This is a genomic window from Isoptericola sp. NPDC019482 (genome assembly GCF_040632295.1).
Lineage (GTDB): Bacteria > Actinomycetota > Actinomycetes > Actinomycetales > Cellulomonadaceae > Isoptericola.
Genome location: NZ_JBEYBQ010000035.1, coordinates 12,227 through 36,274, shown reverse-complemented (window position 1 = coordinate 36,274; position 24,048 = coordinate 12,227). Strand labels below are relative to the sequence as shown.

Here is a 24,048-nt window from a genome sequence, read left to right as displayed (position 1 = left end):
TGGACATGGTCAGACGAGCCCTTCCGCCAGGGGACCCAGCGCGAGAACGGGGAAGTAGGTGAGCGCGGTGAGGATGACGACGACCCCGACGAGCAGCCCGACGAACTGCGGGCGGTGCGTGGGCAGCGTCCCCGCGGTGGCGGGCACCTTGTCCTGCCGGGCGAGCGACCCGGCGAGGGCGAGCACGAGCACGATCGGCACGAAGCGCCCGAGCAGGATCGCGACGCCGAGCGCCGTGTTCATCCAGGGGGTGTTCGCCGTGATGCCGGCAAAGGCGGAGCCGTTGTTGTTGGCCGCGGAGGTGAAGGCGTAGAGGACCTCGGACGTGCCGTGCACGCCCGGGTTCCAGATCGTCGTCCCCACGACGCTCTCGCGCACGGCCGGGATCGCGAAGCTGAGCGCGGTGCCCGCCAGCACGAGCGTCGGGGTGACGAGGATGGAGAGGCTCGCGAGCTTGATCTCGCGGGGCCCGATCTTCTTGCCCAGGTACTCGGGCGTGCGCCCCACGAGCAGGCCCGCGACGAAGACGGCGATGACGGCGAGCACGAGCATGCCGTAGAGGCCCGACCCGACGCCGCCGGGCGCCACCTCGCCGAGCATCATGTTGAGCATCGGGAGCATCCCGCCCAGCGCGGTGAACGAGTCGTGCATCGCGTTGACCGCGCCGGTCGACGTCGTCGTGCTCGCCGTCGCGAAGAGCGTGGTCCCGACGATGCCGAACCGCGCCTCCTTGCCCTCCATCGCGCCGCCGGCGAGCTGCGGGGCGGTGCCGTTCCCGGCGGACTCGAACGCCGTCAGCGCGGCGAACGACGCCACGAAGATCACGCCCATCGCCGCGAGGATCGCGTACCCCTGCCGCAGGTCGCCGACCATCCGGCCGAACGTACGGGGCAGCGAGAACGGGATGGCCAGCATGAGGAGCACCTCGACGACGTTCGTCCACGCCGTCGGGTTCTCGAACGGGTGCGCCGAGTTCGCGTTGAAGAACCCGCCGCCGTTGGTGCCGAGCAGCTTGATGGCCTCCTGCGACGCCACCGGCCCGCCGGGGATGCTCTGCGCGCCCCCGGCCACGGTCGTGACGTCGGTGAAGCCGTCGACGTTCTGCACGACGCCGCCGATCATCAGCACGACCGCGCCCACCACCGAGAGCGGCAGCAGGACGCGCAGCGAGCCCCGGACCAGGTCGACCCAGAGGTTGCCGATCGTCCCCGTGCGGCGGTGCGCGAACCCGCGCACCAGCGCCACGGCGACGGCCATGCCGACCGCCGCGGAGACGAAGTTCTGCACCGCGAGCCCGGCGAGCTGCACCGTGTACCCGACGGTCTGCTCGGGCGAGTACGACTGCCAGTTCGTGTTCCCCACGAAGGACGCGGCCGTGTTGAAAGACAGGTCCGGCGGCACGGCGGGCAGCCCCAGCGAGTACGGCAGCCACTGCTGCGAGCGCTGCAGGGCGTAGACGAGGAGCAGGCCGACGACCGAGAACGCCAGCACGCCGCGGGCGTACGCCTGCCACGTCTGCCCCGACCTCGGGTCCACGCCCAGCACCCGGTACAGGCCCCGCTCGACGCGCCAGTCGCGGGGCGTGGTGTACACGGTCGCCAGGTAGTCGCCGAACGACCGGTGGACGACCGCGAGGACGAGGGCGACGGTCCCGAGCGCGAGGACCGCCCCGACCCAGCCCATCAGAACTTCTCCGGCTTCACGAGGGCCACCACGAGGTAGACCAGCGCGGCCACGCCGAGCGCGGCGGCGAGGAGCTCGACGACGATCACAGCTTCTCCACCGCCTTCGCGATCCCGGCCACCAGTGCGAACAGGGCGATCACGCCCAGCACGTAGACGACGTCGAGCACCAGCACGTCCCCACTCCGAGTACGGCGGCCGTCCCGGGTGGGGCCCGGCCGGGCGCCCCTGCTCGGGCGCCGACGTCGATGCAACACCCGCCGGAAGCCCGTGAACCCCGTCCTCACGGGATCCATACGGCGCGCGGGCGCACCCTGACGGAAGCCATACGGGGGCGGTCGCCGCCGAGAAAAACCGGGGGTGCGCGGCAGTCATCCGTGCCAGGCTGCCCCGCATGGACACCGTCGACGACGACACCCGGGCCGCATGGGCCATCGCCTCCCGCAAGTACACCGACGAGTACGACGAGCACCTCGAGGCGGCGCGCACCGTGGAGCTGCTGCCCGCGGAGGTCGCCGCGATCGGGGAGCTCGTCGTCGGGGCCGACGTCGTGCACCCGATGAGCGGCCACGGCCTGGACGACGTCGCCCTGGTGCGCCTCGGCGCGCGGTCCGTGCACGGGCTGGACTACAGCCCGGCGCCGGTCGAGAGCGCGCAGCGCCGGGCCGACGCCCTCGGCCTGCCCTGCCGGTACACCCGCGCGACGCTGCCCGACAGCGGCCTCGACGACGCGTGCGCCGACCTCGTCTACACCGGCAAGGGCGCGCCCATCTGGGTCGCGGACCTGCCGGCGTTCCTCGCCGAGGTGCGCCGGCTGCTGCGGCCCGGCGGCCGGTTCTACGTCTACGAGGCCCACCCGCTGGTGCCGCTGTGGGCATGGGACGCCGACGAGATCCGCGTGCGCCCGGACCGGGGGTACTTCGAGGCGTCGCACGTCAACGACACGTTCCCCGGCAACGGGGCGGTGGAGCGGCAGCGCACGCTCGCCGAGACCGTCATGGACTGCCTGGGCGCCGGGTTCGAGATCGAGCACCTCGAGGAGCACCCCGACCCGTTCTGGCTCCCTGCCGGCATCGATGCCGCCGCCTGGGACGGCCGCGTCCCGAACGCGTTCAGCCTGCTCGTGCGCAGGGTCTGAGGGAGTCACGGTCCGCTGCTCTCGCCGCGCCCGGAGGGAGACTGCGCACTAGCCTGACGGCAGTCGTGAGCCAGGCTGACAAGAGGAGACCGCGCGTGTCCGTACGCAACACCCCCTTCGTCCAGGACGCATCGACCGGCAGGCGGGTGACGCCGATCTGGCTCGCGTACGTCCTGGTCTTCCTGGTGGCCATCATCGGCGTCCAGGGGGCCGTGGGCGCGGTCTTCGAGTCCTCGTGGAAGGTGACCGCGGGGACACCGACGGCGCAGCTGCAGGAGGCGATCTCGTTCGCCGCCGCGCTGGCGCTCCTGCTCCTGTGGGTCGTGCTGTTCGAGCGGCGTCGTGTCGCGACCCTCGGGTTCCGCGGCCCGGGCCGGGGCGTCCTGACCATGCTGGGGGGAGTCGTCGCCGGGATCGTCCTGCTGTCGATCCCCACGCTGTTCCTGCTGGCGATCGGCGCCTACGAGGTCGTGGACGCGCCCGCCGGTGCCACGTCGGGCTGGTCGGCCCTGCCGCTGCTGCTCCTCCTCGCCTGCTTCGTGCTCGTCCAGGGCGGCACCGAGGAGGTGCTGGTGCGGGGCTTCCTGCTCCAGAACAACGGGCTCAAGCTCCCCGGCTGGCTCGCGGTGCTCGTGCCGAGCCTCGTCTTCACGCTGATCCACGGGGTGCTGACGAAGCCGCTCGCGTTCTCGATGATCCTGCTCTACGCCCTGATGGCCAGCTTCCTGGTCCTGCGGCTCGGCAGCCTGTGGCTCGTGATCGGCATCCACGCCGGGTGGAACTTCGCCCTGGGGAACGTGTACGGCATCGCCGTCAGCGGGCTCGAGCCGCACACGACGTCGGCGGTCTTCCTCCGCGCGGCGGACGACGCGCCGACCTGGCTGACCGGTGGCGAGTTCGGCACCGAGGCGAGCCTCCCGGCGGTCGTGGTGCTCCTCGTCGCCGCGGCGCTCGCGTTCGCGTCCTACCGGCGGTGGGACCGGCGCCGCGCGGCCGTCCCGCCGGAGGCGCCCGTGGTTCAGCGCATCGCGTAGGCCGGGATCCGGTCGTCGGTGGCGAAGGTGTCCGTCAGCCACAGCATCGAGCCGTACAGCCACCGGTGGGTGAAGGTCCGGTCCCGCATCCGGATGCGCGCGTCCGTCGGTGGTGCCAGGAACGGCCCCGCGTTGCCGGTCCGCGCGACCCGGGTGGGCCTGCGCATCCGCCGGTCGTAGGCCGCGAACGCCACCTCGTGGTCGCCGCGCGCCGCCACGAGCTCGCCGGCGAGGACGTAGGCGGCGACGAGGGACAGGCCCGTCCCGAACCCGCCGAGGGTGTTGGCGTGCCCCGCGTCGCCGACCAGCGCGAACCGGCCGCGCGTGAACGACGTCATGCGGGTGCGGGCCAGGGCGTCCAGATAGAGGTCGTCGGACCGCCGGACGGCGTCGAGCGCGGCGGGCACGCGCCAGCCCGCGCCGGCGAAGGCGGCCTCCAGGAACGCTCGCTGGGACGCGGCGTCGTGGCGGTCGTAGGCAGGTGCCCCGCCGCCCGGCGCGCGGAACACGAACAGGCTGGGCGCCTTCTGCCCGCCGAGCAGCGCGAGCCGGCCGGGCTCGTTGTACCCGTAGGCGACGGCGCGGCCGTCGGGCCGCCGCGTCTCGAGCCCGTCGAGCGGCGCCGCGGCGTCGGCCACCGCGTAGTAGTGCCCGAGGTGCTGCACGAGCTGGTCCTCGGGGCCGAACGCGAGCCGCCGCACGGCGGAGTGCACGCCGTCGGCGCCGACCACCAGGTCGAACCGCTCGCTCGGCCGGTGCGCGAACGCGACCTGCACGCCGTCCGTCGTCTCGGTCGTGCCGACGATCTCGTCGCCGAACACGTACTCGGCGTCGCGGGCGGTGTGCTCGTGCAGGATCGTGGCGAGGTCGCCGCGCAGGATCTCGACGTCGCCGCCGATGAACTCGCCCGGGATCACGGCGCGGACCCGGTCGTGGGCGTCGACCATGCGCCAGTCGGTCCGCGGGGTCTGGCGGGCGCGCACGTCGTCGAGGATCCCCATGCGGTCCAGGACGTCGCGGTGCGTGCGGCCCTTGAAGTCGACCGCCTGGCCGCCGGGCCGGAGCGCGGGGGCCTTCTCGACGACGGTGACGTCGAACCCGTTGCGGCCGAGCCAGCGGGCGAGCGCGGGCCCTGCGATGCTCGCGCCGGAGACGAGGACCTTTGAGGTGGACATAACTGCTCCTTCGGTGACCGACGCTTAATTGCGTCTGAAGGACACAGTAAACATCCGCGTACGATGGACGCAATACTTCAGGGCGCGCGAGACCGGCAGCCGCCGGAGGCAGGGGGAGCGATGAGCGCCGACCATCCGGGGGCCGGGACGAGCGCGACGAGCACCGACGACGTCGTCGCGCTGCTGTGGCGGCGCGCGACGCCTGCCCGCCGCGGGCCCAAGCCGCGCTTCAGCGTCGACGCCATCGTGGCCGCGGCGACGGAGATCGCGGACGACCGCGGGCTCGACGCGGTGACGATGCAGGCCGTCGCCGCACGCCTCGGCACCACCAAGATGGCGCTGTACCGCTACGTGCCGGGCCGCGTCGAGCTGGACGCGCTCCTGCTCGACGCCGCGCTCGGGGCCGCGCCGCCCGCGGCGACGGGGGCGGGCTGGCGGGCCGCGCTGACGGGCTGGGCCGGCAGCGTCCACGCGCGGGCCCTCGCGCGGCCCTGGTCGGTCGAGCTCGCGCAGCGGCCGCACGTGCCCGGCCCCGTCGAGCTCGCCTGGTTCGAGGCCGGCCTCGCGGCGTTCGGGGACCTCCCCCTCACCGGCGCGGAGAAGCTCGACACGCTCGCGCTCCTGGTCGGTCACGTGATGTCGCTCGTGCGCCAGCAGCCGCGCGGCGCCTCGCCGGAGGGCGACCTCGCCGCCGGGCTCGGGCCCGTCCTCGCCGAGCATGCGGACGACTACCCGCTCACCGTGGCGGCCTTCGCCGACGCCGAGCCGGGCGGCCACGACGACGCCCTGCGGTTCGGCGTCGCGCGTGTGGTCGCCGGGGTCGCGGCGCTCGCCGCCGAGCGCGCCTGACCGGGCGGGCGACGGGTCGGCGTCAGGACGCCGCGGGCTCCGCGTGGTCGGTCGGGGTGTGCACGATGTCGTAGTACACGTCGGTGTTCCCCTCCTCGGGGAACACGCGGTAGGTGAACTCCTCGTCGGTGAGCGTGACGATGTCCGAGTCGCGCTCGAACTGCACCTCGCCGGCGTCGTCCTTCGCCACGATGTGGCGGGTCGTGCCCTCCGCGTCGACCGTCCAGTCGCCCTGCATCTTGGGGCTGTCGTCGAGGTCGTACATCGCGAACGTGCCGTCGGCCCCGAAGTACGCCCAGCCGACGAAGGTGCTGACGTCCTCGTCGTCCAGCGGGACGTCCGCGCCCGACTCGTCGGTCGCGCCGGTGGTCTCCCACGCGGTCGACGCGAGCACGTCGGACGGCGTCTGCGCCTCGTCGGCCGCGGCAGCCTCCTGCGACGCGGCGGTGTCGGCACCGGCCGCGGCGTCCGCCTCGCCGGTGCTGCAGGCGGTGAGCGCGCCCAGCGCGACCAGCGCCGAGAGGGCGATCGTGGCGGGCTTGGTCGACTTCGTGAGCTTCACGTGGCTGTCCTTCTCTCGTGCCCGGGACGACGGAGCGTGTCCCGGTGCGTCGGTGCGTCGGTGCGTCGGTGCGTCGGATCCATCGTGGTTCCGGGCACCCGACGACCACATCGCCTGCCGGGCTCGCCGGGAGTCAGCCGAACGGATGAGGTACGACCGGCACGAACCGCAGCAGCGCGCCCGGCGGCAGCTGGCCCAGCAGCCACAGGTGCGTGGACGCCACGGACGCGACCACCGGGTAGCCGCCGGTGAGGGGATGGTCGACGCCGAACAGCACCGGCAGGCCGTCCGGCGGCACCTGCAGGGCTCCGGTCACGCAGCCCTCGCTGGGCAGCTCGCGCCCCCGCGCGTCGGCGGTCCGGGCCAGGGGCGTGCCGTCCAGCCGCAGCCCCACCCGGTCCGAGCGGTCGGTCACCCGCCACTCCTGGTCGAGCAGCGCGGCGGGGTCCGCGAACCAGTCGTCGTGCGGGCCGAGCACGACGGGGAGCGTCGTGACCTCGCCAGGCGCGGGCAGCGCCGCCGCGACCGGCGCCCCGACGTCGTCCACCGCCACCGCCCCCGCATCGCTGTGAGCGGGCGTTTGGCCCTGTCTGACACCGAGAACGGGGCCAAACGCCCGCTCACAGCGCAGGAGGGCCCCCGGGGCGAGGGGATCCGGGCCCAGGTGGGCGAGGGTGTCGGTGGCGCGGGAGCCGAGCGCGCGTGGCGCGTCCACGCCGCCGCGGACGGCGACGTACGTGCGCCGGCCGCGGGCCGGGGCGCCCAGCGCGAGCTCGTCGCCGGCGCGCAGGCGGAACGCCTGAGCCAGGGATGCGCGGCGGGCGTCGTGCGGGTCGCCGCCGCGGTGCACGACGGCGCGCGCGTCCGCCCCGGCGAGCGCGACGACGACGTCGGTGTGGGCGCGCAGCCGCAGGCCGCCGCCCACGGCCTCGACCGCGGCCGCCCTCGCAGAGTTGCCCGCCGCGCGGTTCGCCGCACGCAGGCTGCGCGGGTCGGCGGCACCGGACGGGGAGACGCCGAGGTGCGCCAGCCCCGGTCGGCCGAGGTCCTGCACGAGAGCCAGGAGGCCGGGTGCCACGACCTCCAGCGCGCCGCCCGACGTCGTCGTCCGCCCGGTGCTCGACGTCGTCGGCGCGGCAGTTCGGGCTCGCGTCGGCAGTTCGGACTGCCGCGCCGGGCCGGAACTGCCGCCGCGAGCGCCTCCGCCGATCCGGGCCGAGCTGCGCACGGCCGTGAACCGCACCCGGTCGCCGGGGGCCCACGGCGTGGGCGGGTCACGGTCGGCGTCCCAGGTGACGACGTCGGTCCGCCCGACGAGCTGCCACCCGCCCGGGCTGGAGCGCGGGTAGACGCCCGAGTACGGGCCGGCCAGCGCCACCGCGCCCGCGGGCACGCGCGTGCGGGGCGTCTCCCGCCGCGGCACGACGAGCGTCTCGTCGTCCCCGGTCAGGTACGCGAACCCCGGCGCGAAGCCGACGAACCCCACCACCCACGACGCGCCGGTGTGCCGCCGCACCACCTCCTCGGGGCTGCACCCGAGCAGGCGCGCGACGTCGGCCAGGTCCTCGCCGTCGTACACGGCGGGGATCTCGACGAGCCTCCCGCCGTCCTCCCCGGCCCCGGTCGGTCGCGTCGTCGCGGCCGCCCGTGCCCGCAGCAGCTCCGCGAGGCGCGCCGCGGGCAGCCGCCACGGGTCGAACGGGACCAGCAGCGTGCGCGCGCCGGGCACGGGCTGCCCGACGCCGGCCACAGGGTCGTCGCGCAGGGACGCGTCGAGCGCGAGCGCGTGCGCGAGGTCCGCGACCTCGACGAGCAGCGCGTCGTCGCGCACGGGGAGGACCCGCACGGGCAGGACGCGCCCCCTCGCGCCCACGCTCACGCCCTCGGCGACGCCGGGGCGAACGCGGCGAGGGCGATCCCCGCGTCGACGAGCACGGCGCGCACGCGGCGGGCCATCGCGACGGCGCCGGGGGTGTCTCCGTGCACGCACACCGAGTCGGCGGGCACCCGCACCACGGTGCCGTCGACGGCCTCGACCACGCCCTCGGTGACGAGCCGGAGCATCCGGCGGGCCACGACGTCCGGGTCGTGCAGGACGGCGCCCGCCTCGCCGCGCGGCACGAGCGTGCCGGCGGACGTGTAGGCGCGGTCGGCGAACGCCTCCGCGGCAGTGGCCAGGCCCGCGGCCCCGGCGGCGGCGAGGGCCAGGCTGTCGGGCAGGCCGAGCAGCACGAGGGCGGGATCGACGGCCGCGATCGCCGCCGCGACGTCGGCCGCCACCCGGTCGTCGACGGCGGACGTGTTGTAGAGCGCGCCGTGCGGCTTCACGTAGGTGACGCGGGTGCCCTCGGCGGCGGCCAGCGCCTGCAGCGCGCCGAGCTGGTAGATCACGTCGGCACGCAGCTCGGCGGACGGGACGTCCAGGTCGCGTCGGCCGAAGCCCGCCAGGTCGCGGTAGCCGACGTGCGCCCCGATCGTGACCCCGCGCTCGGCCGCGAGGCGCACGGTGCGGTGGATCAACGCGGGGTCCCCGGCGTGGAAGCCGCAGGCGACGTTCGCCGACGACACGACCTCGAGCATCGCCGCGTCGTCGCTCCGGTCCCCGTCGCCGAAGCCCTCGCCGAGGTCGCTGTTGAGGTCGACGGTGATCATGCACCCAGTCTGCCGCGCGCCGACGGGGGCGGCCGGTACGTATCACCGTGCAGCGACGGTTGCTCCGGTCATGGTGCGCGCATGGCCGGGGAGTGAACTCTCGTCCCAGGGGTGGCACGTCCGCGGCGCGTGACGCACAGTGAAGGGACGATCCTGTCGCCCATGTCACACGACGACCCCGAGGTGTGGCAGGATCCGAGCGCCTGAGCAGTGCCGATGGGGGAGGTTCGTCGTCGTGAGGTCTCCGAGGGACCCCGGACGGGGTGTGCGTGTCGGCAGGGTGCTCGCGACGGCGACGGCGTCGTGCGTCCTCGCCGCGGGCCTCGTCGCGGCCCCCGTCGCCGGTCTCCCGTGGAACGCCGACACCCTCCAGACCATCGCCGCCGACCAGCACACCCCCGACCTCGGTGCGGGCAGCCGCGTGGGCGAGGGGGTCTCCGTCGGCGTCGTCGGGACGCCGACGTCGACCGGCCCGACGACGTTGCAGGAGGTGCTGGGCGTCCTCGAGCGTGCGGAGCTCGCCGCCCAGGACGCGGGCCGGAAGGTGACGCCCGCGGTGGAGCAGGCCGCCGCCGAGCTCGGCATGCTGCTCAGCACCTACCTGGCGCAGCAGGCCGCCACGTCGTCCGACCGCCCGTTCGCGACCGCGGGCTCCGAGGTGCCCGCGCCGGTCCTCCCGGCCCCCACGCCCGAGCCGGACGCGACCCAGCCGGACCTCGCACCCGACGTCGTGCCACCGGCGACCGGCGAGCCGGAGGCCGTGCCCGTCGCCCGGCAGGTCGCGATCGACCCCGGTGACGAGCCCACGCCGGCGGCCACCGGGGAACGGCCGGACGTCGTACAGCCCGACGCCGAGCAGCCCGACGCCGTACAGCCCGACGCCGAGCAGCCCGACGCGCACGAGGACGACGAGGTGACGTTCGACGACCTCGTCGTCGCGGCCACGCGCCTGGCGACGTTGCTGGACCCGGCGACGACGACGCTCGAGGCGGGCATCCTGCCCGCGGGGATGGACGGCACGACCGCCGCGCGCGCCACGCTGACGGCGAGCCTGCGCGAGGTCGTCGACCGGTACGGCACGAGCACGGCGGGCTACGCCAACGGGCGCATCCCCGCGTCGGCGCTGTGCCCGCTCGACTTCGCCCCCGGCCACATGCTGCGGTGCGACGCCGCCGAGCAGCTCTCCGCGCTGAGCAAGGAGTACGAGAAGGAGTTCGGGGTGCCCATCCCGATGACCGACTCGTACCGATCGCTGGAGCTGCAGATCCGCGTCAAGGCCACGAAGGGGTGGCTCGCGGCGACGCCGGGCACGTCGAACCACGGGTGGGGGCTCGCCGTCGACCTGGGCTACCCGATCTCGACCTTCACGTCCGCCGAGCACACGTGGATGCGCGTGCACGGGCCGGACTACGGCTGGGACAACCCGTCGTGGGCGCGCTCCACCGGGTCGAAGCCCGAGCCGTGGCACTTCGAGTTCTTCGCCGCGGGCCCCATCCCCGACCGGGCGTGGAAGTCCGACGACGTCGCGGGCGGCGGCGGTCCCACCGCCGCGGCCGAGCAGGCCGGCAAGGACGTCCAGGGCACGAAGGGCGGCTCGAAGGCCGCGGGCGGCAAGGACGGCACGGCGAAGGGCGGCGCCGGCGACACGGCGACGGACAAGGGCGGGAAGCCGTCCGGCTCGACGTCCGACGGCGGCAAGGGCTCGGGCAAGGGCGGCGACTCCGCCGAGCAGCCCGCCGCGCCCGCGAAGGTCACGGTGCCGGACGTCGCCGGCCAGACCCTCGCCACGGCGAAGAAGACGCTCCAGTCGCTGGGGCTGAAGGTCACCACCGTGACGCGCGCGGACGACGACGTCCCCGAGGGCACGGTCGTGACGACCAAGGGCGCGGGCACGAAGGTCCGGACCGGGGCCACGGTCACCCTCGTGGTCTCGGGCGGCCCGGAGGCCGAGCCGACGCCTGAGCAGGTGGCGGTCCCGGCCGTGGCAGGCGAGGAGAGCGGGGCGGCGGAGCAGGCGCTGCGGGACCGCGGGCTCAAGGTCACCGTGGTGGAGAAGGCCAGCACGGATCGGCCGGCGGGGGTCGCGCTGGGGACCGATCCCGGCGCCTCGACCGAGGTGGCCCCGGGCTCGACGGTGACCCTCTACGTCTCGAGCGGTCCGCAGCAGGTGACCGTCCCGGACGTCACCGGCTGGACGGTGGCCGACGCCCGCGCGGAGCTCGAGGGCCTCGGGCTCCTGGTCGAGACGTCGGGCGACGTCGAGGCGGACGACCTGGTCGTCGAGACCCAGGGGGTCGGCGACAAGGTCGACAAGGGCTCGACCGTCCTGATCACCGGGGGCGCGGCGGACCCGGTCCCGGACGTCGCCGGGATGACCGTGGCCGCGGCCCGCGAGGAGCTCGAGGCGCACGGGTTCGTGGCTGTGACGGCGGAGGGTGTCGGGGACGACGCCGAGGTCGCGGGGACCGAGGTCGCGGCGGGGAAGCTCGCACTCCTGGGGAGCGAGATCACCCTCGTCGTGGCGACGGGCAGCTCGACGGGCACAGGCGAGTGACGTCGTCCGAGCCGCCCGCCGAGACCCCCGGCGAGCGGCGGACGCGCGAGGCGCTGGAGGCGGCGGGCATCGCGTTCGAGATCGTCCGGCACGGCCCGGTGCGCTCCCTGGCGGAGGCCGCCGCCGCGCGTGGCGTCACGCCGGCGCAGGTGGTCAAGACGATCGTGGTGCGCCGCGGGGACGGCGACTTCCTGTTCGTGCTGGTGCCGGGCGACCGCACGATCGCGTGGCCGCGGCTGCGGGCGCTGCTCGGGGTGTCCCGGCTGTCGATGCCGGACAAGGACGTGGCGCGCGACGTCACCGGGTACGAGCGCGGCACCATCACCCCGTTCGGCTCGCTCACGCCCTGGCCGGTGGTCGCGGACTCGCGGGTCGCGCAGGCTGGGCCGGTGTCGATCGGGGGCGGCGGCCACGGCGTCTCCGCGACGGTCGACGGCGGTGACCTTGCTCGCGTCCTCGACGCCCGGGTCGCGGACGTCACGGACCTGGACGACCCTGTACCGGCGGGCCCCGCCCGCACGACGCCGGCCGGCCCGGCGTCGACCCGCCAGGATTGAACGGATGCTGGACGAATCCGCCTGACGGGGGAACACTCGACGCGGGCCGTTCGCTGTACCGAGAGGGCGCAGACCGCGTCCCAGGCCGCACGGCCCCACGCACGGGAGCAACTCGACCACATGGACATCGACAGCAGCAGCGACCCCCTGCCGAGCTCGGGGATCGCGTCCCGGACCACCGACGAGGCGACCGTCCTCACCCTGTGGGGCGAGGTCGACGCGGCGCTGCGCGAGGCGGCGAGCGACGCGATGGCGGCGCTCGCGGCGCGGGGCACGACGCAACCCATCGTCGTGGACACCCGGGACGTCACGTTCATCGACTCGTCCGGGGTCGCGTTCATCCTGCAGGTGTACATGCTGGGGCAGGAGACGGGGACGTCGGTGAGCCTGTACCAGCCGTCCGAGGCGGTCGCGGAGGTGCTCGACATGGTCGGCATGGGCGGCCGCATCCCCCTCGCGGAGGCGGTTCCCGCCGGCCGGGCCGGCTGACCGGGTGGCCGCCCCGATCGACAGAGCCGTCGACAGAGCCGTCGAGCGTGGCGTCGACGGCGCCACGGTGCGGGCCGAGCGCTTCGCCGCCACGGGCCTGCGCGGGCCGGGCCTGCCCGACGCGCCTGCCGTCGTCGACGCGCTCCTCGCGGTGCAGGGGCAGGAGCTGCAGCCGGCGCTGTGGGGCCTCTCGCGGCGGGTGGCGCCGTCGTCGCGACCGGGCCGTGCCGCCCTGAACACGGCGCTCGCCGACGGGGACCTGCTGCGCACCCACGTGCTGCGCCCGACGTGGCACCTCGTGCGGCCGCGCGACGCGCGCTGGCTGCTCGAGCTCACCGCGCCGCGGGTCGAGAGGCTGATGGCGTCCACCGAGCGGTCGTGGGACCTCGGCGACCTGGGGCCGGGGACGGACGCCGTCGCCGCCGCCGTCGCGGACGGCCCGCGCACCCGTGCGGAGATCAAGGCCGAGCTGGTCGCCCGCGGCGTGCTCGACCCCGACGCCCCGGGCCTCGCGTACACCCAGATGCTCATGCACGCGGAGCTGCAGCGGCTCGTGATCAGCGGGCCGCCGCCGGCCGGCAAGGAGCTGCAGCACCAGTCGTACGCGACCTTCGACGACCGCGTCCCCGCGGGCTACGGGCCGCTCGGCGAGCGGTTCGACGCCGAGGCGGCCGTCGTCGAGCTGTGGCGCCGCTACCTGCCCGGCCGGGCGTTCGCGACCGTCAACGACCTGCGCCTGTGGAGCGACGTCACCGTGCGGGACCTCGCCCCCGCGCTGGCCGCGCTCCTCGACGCGGGCGAGGCGGTGCAGGTGCCGGGTGCCGGCGACCTCGAGGGCCTGACGCTGGTGGCGACGGCGGGCACGGCGGAGGCGTGGGCCGGCGGTGCGGTGGCGCGGGACGACCCGGACCGGCCGGTCGCCGACCTGCTGCAGGCGTACGACGAGCTCCTCATGTCCTACCGCGAGACCCGGCACGTCGTGCTCGACCCGGCGCTGCCGCCGCCGGACCGGGCGGGGGCGTACGTGCACTCGCTGGCGGTGGACGGCGTCGTCGCGGGCCGCTGGCGCTGGCCGGCCGGGCGGACCGCGCTGGACGTGCAGTGGCTGCGGGACCTGACGCCGGCCGAGCGCGGCGCCCTGGACGCCGCGGTCGCCGATCTCGACAACTACCTGGACTGAACGCGGGACTGAACCTGGACCGGGGCACCGCGCCGGGCGACCGGATGGCAGGGTGGTCCCGTGCATCGCAACTGGGCCGGGAACCTCACGTACTCCGCACGCTCCGTCGTGCGCCCCGCGTCGCTGGAGGAGCTCGCCGACGTGCTCACCGCCGGCGGCCGGGTGCGCGCGCTGGGGTCGCGCCACTCGTTCAACGACGTCGCGGACACGGACGGCGTGCACGTCCAGGTGGACGGGCTCGACGACGGCCGCCCCGCGGTCGAGCCGCTGACGCCCGAGGACGGCGCGGAGGGCGACGTCGTGTCCGTGAACGCGGGCCTGCGCTACGGCGAGGTGTCCCGCGCCCTGCACGCGACCGGCCGCGCTCTGGGCAACCTCGCGTCGCTGCCGCACATCTCCGTGGCGGGCGCGGTCGCCACGGCCACGCACGGCTCCGGCGACACGAACCAGAGCCTCGCGAGCGTCGTCGAGGGCCTGGAGATCATGACGCCGGGCGGCGAGCTGCGCCGCATCACCCGCGCGAGCGACCCGGACGTCTTCCCCGGCACGGTGGTGTCGCTGGGGGCGTTGGGCGTCGTGACGCGCGTCGAGCTGCGCACGGTCCCGGCCTACGTGGTGCGGCAGGACGTCGCGGCCGACGTCCCGTGGGACACGTACCTCGCCAGCTTCGACGCGATCACCTCGGCGGCGTACTCGGTGAGCGCCTTCACGAGCTGGGACGAGCCCGCCGTGCGGCACGTGTGGTTCAAGTCCGTGGCCCGCGCGGACCGGCCCGAGGTGCGCGGGCTCGCCCCCGACTTCCTGCGCTGGTCGGACGTGCCGGTGCACCCGCTGCCGGGCGTCGACCCGTCGGCGTGCACCGAGCAGCTCGGAGTGGACGGCCCGTGGCACGAGCGGCTGAGCCACTTCCGGCTGGAGTTCACGCCGTCGAACGGCGACGAGGTGCAGTCGGAGTACCTGCTGCCGCGCCGCAACGCGGTCGCCGCGATCGAGGCGATGCGCGGCCTCGGCCCGACGGTCGCGCCGCTGCTGCAGACCAGCGAGATCCGCACGGTCGCCGCCGACGACCTGTGGCTCAGCCCTTTCGACGAGCCGTCCGTGGCGTTCCACTTCACGTGGGTGCCGCGCGAGGACGACGTGCGGGCCGTGCTGCCCGCCGTCGAGCAGGCGCTGGTGCCGCTCGGTGCGCGCCCGCACTGGGGCAAGGTGAGCACGCTCGACGCCCCGACGACGACGGCGCTCTTCCCGCGGTTCGACGACTTCCGGCGCCTGGCCGCGCGGTTCGACCCCGACGGCCGGCTCCACGGCGGGCTGGTGGGGCGCCTGCTCGCGGGCTGACCCCGGCCCGGTCCCGGCGGGGACCCGCCGGGGCGAGGGCTGGCCAGGGACCGGCCTGTCGGGCAGCATCGATCCGTGAGACACGTTTGACGTGACGCCCCTCACCGTGGAGGTTCGACGCCTGTGAGCACCACGACCACTGACACCTCGCCTCCCCGGGAGCAGTTCACCGGGCAGGTCGGCTTCATCCTCTCCGCGATCGGCTCCGCCGTCGGGCTGGGCAACATCTGGCGGTTCCCCGGGGTCGCGTACGAGAACGGCGGTGGCGCCTTCCTGGTGCCCTACGTGATCGCGCTGCTGACCGCGGGCATCCCGATCCTCTTCCTCGACTACGCGCTGGGGCACCGCTTCCGCGGCGGCCCGCCCACCGTGTTCCGCCGGGTGAAGAAGTGGCTCGAGACGCTGGGCTGGTTCCAGGTGATGATCTGCTTCGTCATCGCGATCTACTACGCGGCCATCATCGGCTGGGCGCTGAGCTTCTTCGTGTACTCCTTCACGCTGAAGTGGGGCGACGACACGGCCGGCTTCTTCACCGGCGACTACCTCCAGCTCTCCGACACCGCGAACGGCGGGGCGTGGTTCACGCTCGACTTCGTGCCCGCGGTGCTGATCCCGCTGCTGCTGGTGTGGGTCGCGACCATCGCCGTCCTCGTGGGCGGCGTCGCGAAGGGCATCGAGAAGGCCAACGTCATCTTCCTGCCGCTGCTGGTCGTCGCGTTCACCGTGCTGGTCGTGCGCGCGATCTTCCTGGACGGCGCGACCGACGGCCTCAACGCCCTGTTCACGCCCGACTGGAGCGCGCTGGGCGACATGAACGTGTGGATCGCCGCCTACGGGCAGATCTTCTTCTCGCTCTCGGTCGCGTTCGGCATCATGATCACGTACTCGTCGTACCGGAAGCGCAAGGCGAACCTCACGTCGCCGGGCCTCGTGGTGGCGTTCTCCAACTCGGGCTTCGAGATGCTGGCGGGCATCGGCGTGTTCGCCGCCCTCGGCTTCCTCGCGCACGAGCAGGGCGTCGCCGTCGCGGACCTGGAGGGCATCACCGGCCCGATCCTGTCCTTCGTGACGTTCCCCGCCGTCGTCTCGCAGATGCCGGCCGGGCCGCTGTTCGGTGCGCTGTTCTTCGGGTCGCTCGCGATGGCCGGGTTCACGTCGCTGATCTCGATCCTCCAGGTCGTGTCGGCCGGGTTCCAGGAGAAGTTCGGCCTCACGCGACGCAAGGCGGTGCTGTGGATCGGCGTCGTCGCGGCCGTGCTGTCCGTGGTGGGCTTCTCGACGACGACGGGCCTCATCGCCCTGGACACGATCGACAACTGGTCCAACAACGTCGGCATCGTGGCGTCCGCGGTGCTCATGTGCGTGTTCCTCGTCTGGCTGCTGCGCACCAGCCCGGAGCTGCGCTACCACCTGAACGCGGTCTCGACCTTCCAGGTGGGCCGCTGGTGGTACGTCTGCGTCGGGGCGATCGTGCCGGCCGTGCTCGCGTACATGCTGGTCTCGCGCATCGTCGACCTCGTGCAGAACGGGTACGAGGGCTACGACGAGACCTACCTGCTGTATGCCGGCTGGGGCACGCTCGTGGTGCTCGTCGTCGGGGCCGTGGTGCTGACGCTGCCGCGCTGGCGACGCAGCCCTGACGACTTCGTCGCCTGGCCCGCCTACCCGCCGGTCACGGCGGCCACGACGACGAAGGGGGCGGCCCGATGAACGGCGACGCGATCCTGCTCATGGTGCTGTCGCTGGCGGTCGTCTGGGGCGGCCTGCTGGTGAGCATCCTCGCCCTGCGCGCCCGCTCGGAGCGCGCGGACTACCCGCCCGGCGGCGACGACGACCACCGTGAGGACGACGCGATCACCGAGCGCGACACGTGACCCTGTCGCCGAGATAGAGAAGCTGGACCCCCTCTCTATCTCGCGGGTCCAGCTTCTCTATCTCGGCGGTCAGTCGTCCTCGCGGTTCTCCTTGACCTTCTCCACGCCCTCCTTGAGCAGGAACAGCGGCAGGATGAACGCCGCCAGCATGCCCGCCAGCCAGACGATGACCGGGCCGATGATCCAGCCGGCGACGCCTCCGACGTCGAGCCCGTCCGTGAAGACCACCGCGACGGCGAGCGCGACGAACGTCGAGAGCAGGCCGACGCCACCGACGAGCGCGGGTGCGTTGTTGCGGGCCACCTTGGTGAGGAACGGGGAGATGATCGCCTGCGCCACGGCGAAGATGACGACGGCGAGGACGAAGCCCAGCGGCTCGGACCAGTTGATGGAGAACGTCTCGAGGTCGAAGGCGGCGAAGACCCAGGCGGCGACGAGGACGCCCACCACCGCCGCCAGCAGGAACACGGCCGTGCGGAGCAGGAACCTGATCATGCTCGGAGCGTAGGGCCGGGACGCCGCCGCGGCATGTCGGGCCGCCGTGTCCTGCGTCGTCACGCGGGGACGGCGAGGAGCGCGATGCCGGCCAGCACGACGAGGGACCCGGCGATCTTCACCATCGGACGGGGCTCCTTGAACAGCCACCAGGCGAGGAGGGTGCCGATGACGATGCTCGACTCGCGGGCGGGAGCGACGAGCGCCACGGGCGTCGTCTGCATCGCCACGAGCACGAGGATGTACCCCAGCGGGGACAGCACGGCGACCAGCGCGATCTCCCTGGCGTGCCGGCGGCTCATCCGCACGGCCTCGGCGCGCCGCCCGCGGTCGCGCAGGATCGGCGCCAGCGTGAGCGACTGCCAGACGGCGTTGCACGCGAAGTAGGCCACGGGGTCGAGCGCGAGGGCCGTGACGGCGTGGCCGTCCCACAGCGTGTACGCCGCGATGGCGGCGCCGGTCGCCAGGCCCCAACGGACCCCCGCGAGGCCCCGCGACGGGTCGACCCCGGTCGCGCCCGAGCTCGCGACCACCGCCACGCCAGCGATCACCACGAGACCTCCCACGACGTGGACGGCGTCGACCTGCTCGCCGAGGACGACCAGCGCGACGAGCATCGTGAGCAGCGGACCGGTACCCCGCGCGGTCGGGTAGACGATCCCCAGGTCAGCACGCGCGTAGCCGGTGTTGAGCGCCACGCCGTAGAGGTTGTGCAGCACGCCCGAGACGGCACCGGCCACGACCAGCGCGCCGAGGTCGGGCCAGCCGTCCCGGGCGAGGATCACCAGGCCCACCGGCACCCACAGAACCGCCGATGCCGTGGCGTAGAGCCAGACGAAGACGCGCGAGTCGCCCGTGACCCGCTTGGCGGCCACGTTCCACACCGCGTGCAGCACCGCCGCGGCCAGCACGAGAGCGAGCGCGGCGGGGGTCACCGGCCCGACGGTACCGGTCGCGCTACGTCACCCAGGAGTGTGCGGATCACCAGGCGGTTTGGAGAATAATTCCTCAGCCTGCATACTCATGCATCGACCCCTCGCACGATCCTCGGAGCCCACCATGCGCACCCGCCACGTCCTCGCGTCGACCGTCGTCACCACGGCTGTCGCCGCCCTCGCCCTCACCGGCTGCACGACGGCCTCGCAGGACCTCGGCTCCACGCCGGGCGCGTCCGACGACAGCACCTCCGCCGCCGTCGACCTCGACGCGATCCAGAAGGACGACGCCGTCGCCGCGCTGGTCCCGGACGCCGTGTCCGAGGACGGCACGCTGACCCTCGGCTCCAACCTGCAGTACGCGCCGGTGGAGTTCCTCGACGCGGACGGCACGACGCCGGTCGGTATCGACATCGACATCGCGACCGCGCTCGCCAGGACGATGGGTCTGGAGCTGAAGGTCGAGAACGCGGGCTTCGACTCGATCATCCCGGCCATCGGCAGCAAGTACGAGGCCGGCATGTCGGCGTTCTCGGTCACGCCCGAGCGCCTGGAGACGGTCAACATGGTCAGCTACTTCACCGCCGGCTCGCAGTTCGCCGTGGCGAAGGGCAACCCCGACGGCGTGACCCCCGACGACCTGTGCGGCGTCAGCGTCGGCGTGCAGACCGGCACCATCCAGCAGGACGAGCTGGCCGAGGTCAGCACGACCTGCACGGACGAGGGCAAGGAAGCCGTCGACGTGCTGCCCTACGACTCGCAGTCCGACGTCACGACCAACCTCGCGGGCGGCAAGCTGCAGGCGATGTACGCGGACTCGCCGATCATCGCCTACGCCGTCGAGCAGACCGGCGGCTCCGTCGAGGCGCTCGGCGAGATCACGGACGCCGCGCCGTACGGCGTCGTCGTCGCCAAGGACGACGAGGATCTCGCGAAGGCCGTCCAGGCCGGCCTGCAGAAGCTCATGGACGACGGCGTGCTCGCCCAGGTCGCCGACACCTGGGGCTCCGGCGCGGCCGTGCTCGACACGGCCGAGCTGAACCCGGCAGGCTGACCCGTATGGAAGACCGACCGTCCGGCCAGCTGCCGGAGCCCCTGCACGCCCGGCCGGTGCCCCGGCCGGGGCGGTGGGTGTCGGCCGTGGTCGTCCTCGTCCTCGTGGCGATGGCGGTCAACGCGCTGGTCACCAACCCCAACTTCCGCTGGGACACCGTCTGGCTGTACCTGCGCGACGTCGTCGTCGTGCGGGGCGTGGGCTGGACGCTCGTCCTCACGTTCGGCTCGATGGCGATCGCCATCGTGCTGGCCGTGCTGCTGGCGGTGATGCGGCGCAGCGACAACCCCGTGATGCGGTCGGTGTCGTGGTTCTGGATCTGGTTCTTCCGCGGCACCCCGATCTACACGCAGCTCGTGTTCTGGGGACTGCTGTCGGTGCTGTACCCGCGGCTGTCGCTCGGCATCCCCTTCGGGCCGGAGTTCTGGACCTTCACCACCCAGGACGTCATCACGGCGTTCTGGGCGGCGCTGATCGGCCTGGCGTTCAACGAGTCCGCGTACCTGGCGGAGATCGTGCGCGCCGGCCTGTCGTCGGTGGACCCCGGCCAGACCGAGGCCGCGAAGGCGCTCGGCATGAAGGACGCCAAGATCCTGCGCCGCATCGTGCTGCCGCAGGCGATGCGCGTCATCGTGCCGCCCACGGGCAACGAGACCATCTCCATGCTCAAGACGACGTCGCTGGTGCTGGCGATCCCGTTCACGCTCGAGCTCACGTACGCCACCAACCAGATCGGCAGCCGCATCTTCCAGCCGATCCCGCTGCTCATCGTGGCCGCGCTCTGGTACCTGCTCATCACGTCGGTGCTCATGATCGGCCAGCACTACCTCGAGCGGTACTACGGTCGCGGGTTCGACGGCGGCCGTACGGGCGGGCGCGGGGGCCGCGGGCCCCGCGGTGGTCGCAAGCCCCGCAAGCAGGACCTCATCGGCGCGTCCGGCACCACCAAGGACGACCCCTTCCTGGAGGTGACCCCATGACCGCGTCGGCCGAGGCCTCCGCGCCTGCCGCAACTCCCGAGGCCATGGTCGAGGTCCGCGACGTGCACAAGGTGTTCGGCCGCGGCCACGACGCCGTGCACGTGCTCAAGGGCGTCTCCCTCGACGTCCCGCGCGGCTCCGTGACCGTGGTGCTGGGGCCGTCCGGCTCCGGCAAGTCCACGCTGCTGCGCTGCGTCAACGAGCTCGAGGAGATCACCGCCGGCTCCATCCACGTGGGCGGCGACCTCATGGGCTACCGCCGCGACGACAAGGGCGTGCTGCACCGCCTGCACCCCAAGGTGATCGCGAAGCAGCGCTCCCGCATCGGGATGGTCTTCCAGCGCTTCCACCTGTTCCCGCACAAGACGGCGCTGGAGAACGTCATGGAGGCGCCCGTCCAGGTGCGCGGGCTGTCCAAGACGGAGGCCCGCCGCAGGGGCCTGGAGCTGCTGGACCGGGTGGGGCTCGCCGAGCGGGCGGAGTTCTACCCGGCGCAGCTCTCGGGCGGTCAGCAGCAGCGCGTCGCCATCGCGCGGGCGCTCGCCATGGACCCCGAGCTCATGCTGTTCGACGAGCCCACCTCCGCGCTCGACCCCGAGCTCGTGGGCGAGGTGCTCGCCGTCATGCAGGACCTGGCGCGCTCGGGCATGACGATGATCGTCGTGACCCACGAGATCGGCTTCGCGCGCGAGGTCGCCGACCACGTCGTCTTCATGGACGACGGCGTCATCGTCGAGGAGGGTGCGCCCGCCGACGTGCTGGACAACCCCTCCGAGCCGCGCCTGCGGGACTTCCTCGCCCACGTGCTCTGACGCGCCCCGGAGCGGGGCCGTCAGGCCGCCGGCGTCCCGGTGGGCGTCGTCGGCACGTCGTGCCGCGGGGCGTGCGCCACGACGACGAGCCACAGGCCGAACGCGGCCGCCGAGGCCAGCGCCCACCCTCCGACGATCTGGCGGGCGAGGTCGCGGCACGCCAGCCGCTCCTCGGGCGGGACGGCCCACTCCGTCATGTCGAGGCTGTCGTCGAGGAGGCCCGCCGTTGCCAGCCCCGACATGCACGTGGTCCCGTCGATCACCACGGGGGACAGCACCAGCCACCAGCCGACGCCGAGCACCGCGAACGCCAGCACCGTGACGGCGACGAGCCCGCCGCCGACGTGGCGTCGTCGGCGCGCGACCAGGACGATCGTGACGACGGGGACGGCGACCAGCAGCGCCGTCCACGCCACGAAGATCGCCGCCCCCAGCCGGTCGCTCGTCATCGGGCGCCCCCGGTCGTCGTCAGCCCGGCGTCACAGCACCGAGCAGACGCCGCCCCAGTCGGTGTGGCCGATGGTGACCTTCTTCCAGATGTGCGCGGAGTAGCCGCCGGCCGTGGTGCGCGTCTTGGAGATGGTGCGGGTGTCGCCGCTGTACCACTTGCTGCTGGCGCCGGTGAGCCAGGTGGTGCCGGTGGGGCAGCCGCTCACGCCGGACGAGACGCGGTAGATGCGCAGGAACCCGGTCATCGAGCCCGACCCGCGGTACTTCCAGGTCGCGTAGATGCGTCCGCTGCTCTTGGACAGGCACATCGTGCCGGGGCCGGAGGTGTACGCGCACCGGTTGCCGGACGGTAGCGCCAGCGTGCTCGCCTCGGACGTCGCGGCCCGTGAGGCGGTCGCGGTGCCGTCGGTGACGGCGGTCGCGACGTCGTCGCAGTCCTCGAGCAGGTCGACGCGGTGCGTGGCGAGGTCGGCTGGCGCGCCCATCGCGAGGTTGTAGTCGCGGTCGACCTCCTCGGAGATCGTGACGTCCTCGAGCGTGCAGCCGCGGGCCGCGGAGTCGGCCTCCCAGTCGGTGGCCTCGGCGGCGGCCCGCTCCTGTGCGGCCCACGCCTCCCACTCGCTCGCGGGGCTCCCCGGGGCGGGCACGCCGGGCAGGTTCTCGGCCGTGGTCGAGGCCTGGGACGGGGCGACCGCCGTGAGCGTCACCCCCAGCGCGAGCGCGGCGACGCCCAGACCTGCGGCGATGTTCCTTCTGACGGTCTTGCCTCGGCTCATGACGCTCCTCGGTTGGGCTCCGGCGCGCGGTGTGCGGCGTCGTCGTCGACTCTCGCGGTGACTACGGTGTAGCACTCAGGGGGTTGGCGGCAACTCCAGTGGTAGGACGGAAAGGTTTCATCGTGGACGACGCCCACGCCCGTGAGCTGCTGACGCAGATGTGGGTGGAGCAGCACGAGGTGGTCACACGATTCGTGGCGCGTCGGGTGGAGGCGGGGCTGGTGGACGACGTCGTGTCGGAGACGTTCCTGGTCGCCTGGCGCCGTCTCGGCGACGTCCCCGACGACCCGAAGCCGTGGCTGCTGGGCGTCGCCCGCAACGTGCTCGCGACGCACCTGCGCACCCACGGGCGCTGGCGCGCCCTGGGCGTCCGCCTCGAGCGGGAGCCGGAGGCGGGCAAGGAGGGCACCGACGACCTCGCGGCCGACCGGGCCGACCTGCGCCGCGCCTGGGAGATGCTCTCCGACGCGGACCGCGAGGTCATCGCCCTGGTCGCGTGGGACGGGCTCACCGCGGTCGAGGGCGCCAGGGTCCTCGGCATCCGGCCGTCCACCTTCTCCGTCCGGCTCACCCGGGCGCGGAAGCGGCTGCTCGCCTACTCCGGGCTGAAGCAGGACACGGCCACCGTGCTGCGCAACCTCCAGGAGACGCGATGAAGTCCCCCATGATGGCGGAGCTGGCCGACCTCGACCCCGCGCGGGACCTCCGCGCGCCGGGCCGCCCCGACGACGCCGCTCTGCAGGAGATCCTCGGCAGCGCTCGGCGTGCCACCCCGATCCGTCGCTCCACGCGCCCCGCCGTCCTGGCAGGGGCCGCGGCCGCCGCCGTGGTCGCGGTGGCCGGCGTCGCGACCGTGTGGTGGCCGGCCCCGCCGGCCGCGTTCGCGTCGTGGACCGCAGTCCCCTCGGACGTGACGCCGGCCGAGGTGGCCGCTCGCGCGGAGGCCTGCGGCAGGGTGGCGCACGGTGTCGCCGAGGGCGAGGACGGCCCGCACCTCGAGGACGTGCCGATCAGCCCGGTCCTGGCCGAGCAGCGCGGCGACTACACGTACGTGCTGCTCACGGGCAAGGGCGCGACGGGCGAGTGCCTGGTCACCACGCGGGCCTCGGGCGCGACCGACGTCGTCGGCGGCGACGCGGTGCTGGCGTCCGCCCCCGCCGCGCCGGGGCCGCGCGACGTCACGACCGTGCACGTCGGCACGGCGTCCTGGTCCGAGGGCGACACCGGAGACGGCGCGCTCACGTCCGCGTACGGGCGCGTGGGCGCCGACGTCGCGTCGGTGTCGCTCGCCACGACCGCGGGCGAACGGGTCGAGGCCACCGTGCAGGACGGCTGGTGGGCGGTCTGGGCGCCGGGGGAGGCGTCGCTGCGCGCCACGGCGGAGCTCACCTTCTCCGACGGCGCGACGACGGAGGTCGCCGTCAGCCGGTGACCGTGCGGTGGAACCTTCCCGCCGCCTGCA

General features: G+C 73.9%; 25 protein-coding genes. 15 read left to right on the top strand and 10 right to left on the bottom strand.

Annotated features, from left to right (window positions below):
• Positions 1-9 precede the first annotated feature (9 nt).
• Positions 10-1,683: a potassium-transporting ATPase subunit KdpA gene (gene kdpA / locus ABZ493_RS18220; protein ID WP_430583537.1), complete on the bottom strand. Its 1,674-nt coding sequence runs from the start codon at positions 1,681-1,683 to the stop codon at positions 10-12.
• Complete coding sequence (locus ABZ493_RS18215) at positions 1,683-1,772, bottom strand: potassium-transporting ATPase subunit F (RefSeq protein ID WP_429734823.1); 90 nt, start codon at positions 1,770-1,772, stop codon at positions 1,683-1,685. The genes kdpA and ABZ493_RS18215 overlap by 1 nt, the downstream gene beginning before the upstream one ends.
• Before the next feature lie 304 nt (positions 1,773-2,076).
• Between ABZ493_RS18215 and ABZ493_RS18210 the strand changes: the two genes are divergently transcribed.
• Both ABZ493_RS18210 and ABZ493_RS18205 read left to right on the top strand, forming a co-directional pair.
• Positions 2,077-2,820, top strand: coding sequence for a methyltransferase domain-containing protein (locus ABZ493_RS18210; protein WP_430583536.1), 744 nt, complete (start codon positions 2,077-2,079; stop codon positions 2,818-2,820).
• A 95-nt stretch (positions 2,821-2,915) separates the two neighbouring features.
• Positions 2,916-3,854 (top strand): CPBP family intramembrane glutamic endopeptidase, encoded by a 939-nt coding sequence (locus tag ABZ493_RS18205; RefSeq protein ID WP_430583535.1) that lies wholly within the window; start codon positions 2,916-2,918, stop codon positions 3,852-3,854.
• Here ABZ493_RS18205 and ABZ493_RS18200 read toward each other — a convergent pair.
• Positions 3,839-5,029, bottom strand: a complete 1,191-nt coding sequence (locus ABZ493_RS18200; protein ID WP_430583534.1) for an FAD-dependent monooxygenase — start codon at positions 5,027-5,029, stop codon at positions 3,839-3,841. The two genes, ABZ493_RS18205 and ABZ493_RS18200, sit on opposite strands and share 16 nt — an antisense overlap.
• Before the next feature lie 120 nt (positions 5,030-5,149).
• Here ABZ493_RS18200 and ABZ493_RS18195 point away from each other — a divergent pair, with 120 nt between their 5' ends.
• Complete coding sequence (locus ABZ493_RS18195; protein WP_430583533.1) at positions 5,150-5,878, top strand: TetR/AcrR family transcriptional regulator; 729 nt, start codon at positions 5,150-5,152, stop codon at positions 5,876-5,878.
• 22 nt (positions 5,879-5,900) lie between these two features.
• Here ABZ493_RS18195 and ABZ493_RS18190 read toward each other — a convergent pair whose 3' ends face one another.
• The 3 genes from ABZ493_RS18190 to ABZ493_RS18180 form a co-directional block, all read right to left on the bottom strand.
• The gene (locus ABZ493_RS18190; RefSeq protein WP_430583532.1) at positions 5,901-6,440 is read right to left on the bottom strand and encodes a DUF4822 domain-containing protein; all 540 of its coding nucleotides are present in this window, start codon (positions 6,438-6,440) and stop codon (positions 5,901-5,903) included.
• Positions 6,441-6,573: 133 nt separating this feature from the next.
• Positions 6,574-8,313 (bottom strand): carboxyltransferase domain-containing protein, encoded by a 1,740-nt coding sequence (locus ABZ493_RS18185; RefSeq protein WP_430583531.1) that lies wholly within the window; start codon positions 8,311-8,313, stop codon positions 6,574-6,576.
• 2 nt (positions 8,314-8,315) lie between these two features.
• Positions 8,316-9,092 (bottom strand): 5-oxoprolinase subunit PxpA, encoded by a 777-nt coding sequence (locus tag ABZ493_RS18180; protein WP_430583530.1) that lies wholly within the window; start codon positions 9,090-9,092, stop codon positions 8,316-8,318.
• A gap of 265 nt (positions 9,093-9,357) precedes the next feature.
• On the opposite strand from ABZ493_RS18180, the gene ABZ493_RS18175 reads away from it, so the two are divergent.
• The 7 genes from ABZ493_RS18175 to ABZ493_RS18145 all read left to right on the top strand — a co-directional run bounded on the left by ABZ493_RS18175 (position 9,358) and on the right by ABZ493_RS18145 (position 17,084).
• Positions 9,358-11,646, top strand: a complete 2,289-nt coding sequence (locus ABZ493_RS18175) for a PASTA domain-containing protein (protein ID WP_430583529.1) — start codon at positions 9,358-9,360, stop codon at positions 11,644-11,646.
• Entirely contained in the window at positions 11,643-12,203 is a 561-nt protein-coding gene (locus tag ABZ493_RS18170) for a YbaK/EbsC family protein (protein ID WP_430583528.1), read from the top strand. The genes ABZ493_RS18175 and ABZ493_RS18170 overlap by 4 nt, the downstream gene beginning before the upstream one ends.
• A gap of 120 nt (positions 12,204-12,323) precedes the next feature.
• A complete protein-coding gene (locus ABZ493_RS18165) occupies positions 12,324-12,692 on the top strand; it encodes an STAS domain-containing protein (protein WP_430583527.1) in 369 nt (122 codons plus the stop codon).
• A gap of 4 nt (positions 12,693-12,696) precedes the next feature.
• Positions 12,697-13,872 carry a winged helix DNA-binding domain-containing protein gene (locus tag ABZ493_RS18160; protein WP_430583526.1) on the top strand — a complete coding sequence of 392 codons (1,176 nt, stop codon included), beginning with the start codon at positions 12,697-12,699 and terminating at the stop codon, positions 13,870-13,872.
• Positions 13,873-13,932: 60 nt separating this feature from the next.
• Positions 13,933-15,210: an FAD-binding protein gene (locus ABZ493_RS18155; RefSeq protein ID WP_430583525.1), complete on the top strand. Its 1,278-nt coding sequence runs from the start codon at positions 13,933-13,935 to the stop codon at positions 15,208-15,210.
• 123 nt (positions 15,211-15,333) lie between these two features.
• The gene (locus ABZ493_RS18150) at positions 15,334-16,920 is read left to right on the top strand and encodes a sodium-dependent transporter (RefSeq protein ID WP_430583524.1); all 1,587 of its coding nucleotides are present in this window, start codon (positions 15,334-15,336) and stop codon (positions 16,918-16,920) included.
• On the top strand, positions 16,917-17,084 hold the full coding sequence (locus ABZ493_RS18145; protein WP_430583523.1) for a methionine/alanine import family NSS transporter small subunit: 168 nt from the start codon (positions 16,917-16,919) through the stop codon (positions 17,082-17,084). Before ABZ493_RS18150 ends, ABZ493_RS18145 begins: the two co-directional genes overlap by 4 nt.
• A 69-nt stretch (positions 17,085-17,153) precedes the next feature.
• On the opposite strand, the gene ABZ493_RS18140 is transcribed toward ABZ493_RS18145, so the two are convergent.
• Complete coding sequence (locus ABZ493_RS18140) at positions 17,154-17,579, bottom strand: hypothetical protein (RefSeq protein ID WP_430583522.1); 426 nt, start codon at positions 17,577-17,579, stop codon at positions 17,154-17,156.
• A gap of 59 nt (positions 17,580-17,638) precedes the next feature.
• Positions 17,639-18,514, bottom strand: coding sequence for an EamA family transporter (locus ABZ493_RS18135; protein WP_430583521.1), 876 nt, complete (start codon positions 18,512-18,514; stop codon positions 17,639-17,641).
• Positions 18,515-18,638: 124 nt separating this feature from the next.
• Here ABZ493_RS18135 and ABZ493_RS18130 point away from each other — a divergent pair, with 124 nt between their 5' ends.
• From ABZ493_RS18130 to ABZ493_RS18120, 3 genes are read left to right on the top strand one after another with little or no spacing between them, the layout of a single operon-like run.
• Positions 18,639-19,568: an ABC transporter substrate-binding protein gene (locus ABZ493_RS18130; protein ID WP_430583520.1), complete on the top strand. Its 930-nt coding sequence runs from the start codon at positions 18,639-18,641 to the stop codon at positions 19,566-19,568.
• Between the two features lie 5 nt (positions 19,569-19,573).
• A complete protein-coding gene (locus tag ABZ493_RS18125; RefSeq protein ID WP_430583519.1) occupies positions 19,574-20,548 on the top strand; it encodes an amino acid ABC transporter permease in 975 nt (324 codons plus the stop codon).
• Positions 20,545-21,360, top strand: coding sequence for an amino acid ABC transporter ATP-binding protein (locus ABZ493_RS18120; protein WP_430583518.1), 816 nt, complete (start codon positions 20,545-20,547; stop codon positions 21,358-21,360). The genes ABZ493_RS18125 and ABZ493_RS18120 overlap by 4 nt, the downstream gene beginning before the upstream one ends.
• 20 nt (positions 21,361-21,380) lie before the next feature.
• Here the strand turns inward: ABZ493_RS18120 and ABZ493_RS18115 are convergent, their stop codons facing one another.
• On the bottom strand, positions 21,381-21,809 hold the full coding sequence (locus tag ABZ493_RS18115; protein ID WP_430583517.1) for a hypothetical protein: 429 nt from the start codon (positions 21,807-21,809) through the stop codon (positions 21,381-21,383).
• 30 nt (positions 21,810-21,839) lie between these two features.
• A complete protein-coding gene (locus tag ABZ493_RS18110) occupies positions 21,840-22,586 on the bottom strand; it encodes a hypothetical protein (protein ID WP_430583516.1) in 747 nt (248 codons plus the stop codon).
• 122 nt (positions 22,587-22,708) lie between these two features.
• Between ABZ493_RS18110 and ABZ493_RS18105 the strand changes: the two genes are divergently transcribed.
• The gene (locus ABZ493_RS18105; protein ID WP_430583515.1) at positions 22,709-23,242 is read left to right on the top strand and encodes a sigma-70 family RNA polymerase sigma factor; all 534 of its coding nucleotides are present in this window, start codon (positions 22,709-22,711) and stop codon (positions 23,240-23,242) included.
• A complete protein-coding gene (locus ABZ493_RS18100; RefSeq protein ID WP_430583514.1) occupies positions 23,239-24,018 on the top strand; it encodes a hypothetical protein in 780 nt (259 codons plus the stop codon). Before ABZ493_RS18105 ends, ABZ493_RS18100 begins: the two co-directional genes overlap by 4 nt.
• Positions 24,019-24,048: the final 30 nt, after the last annotated feature.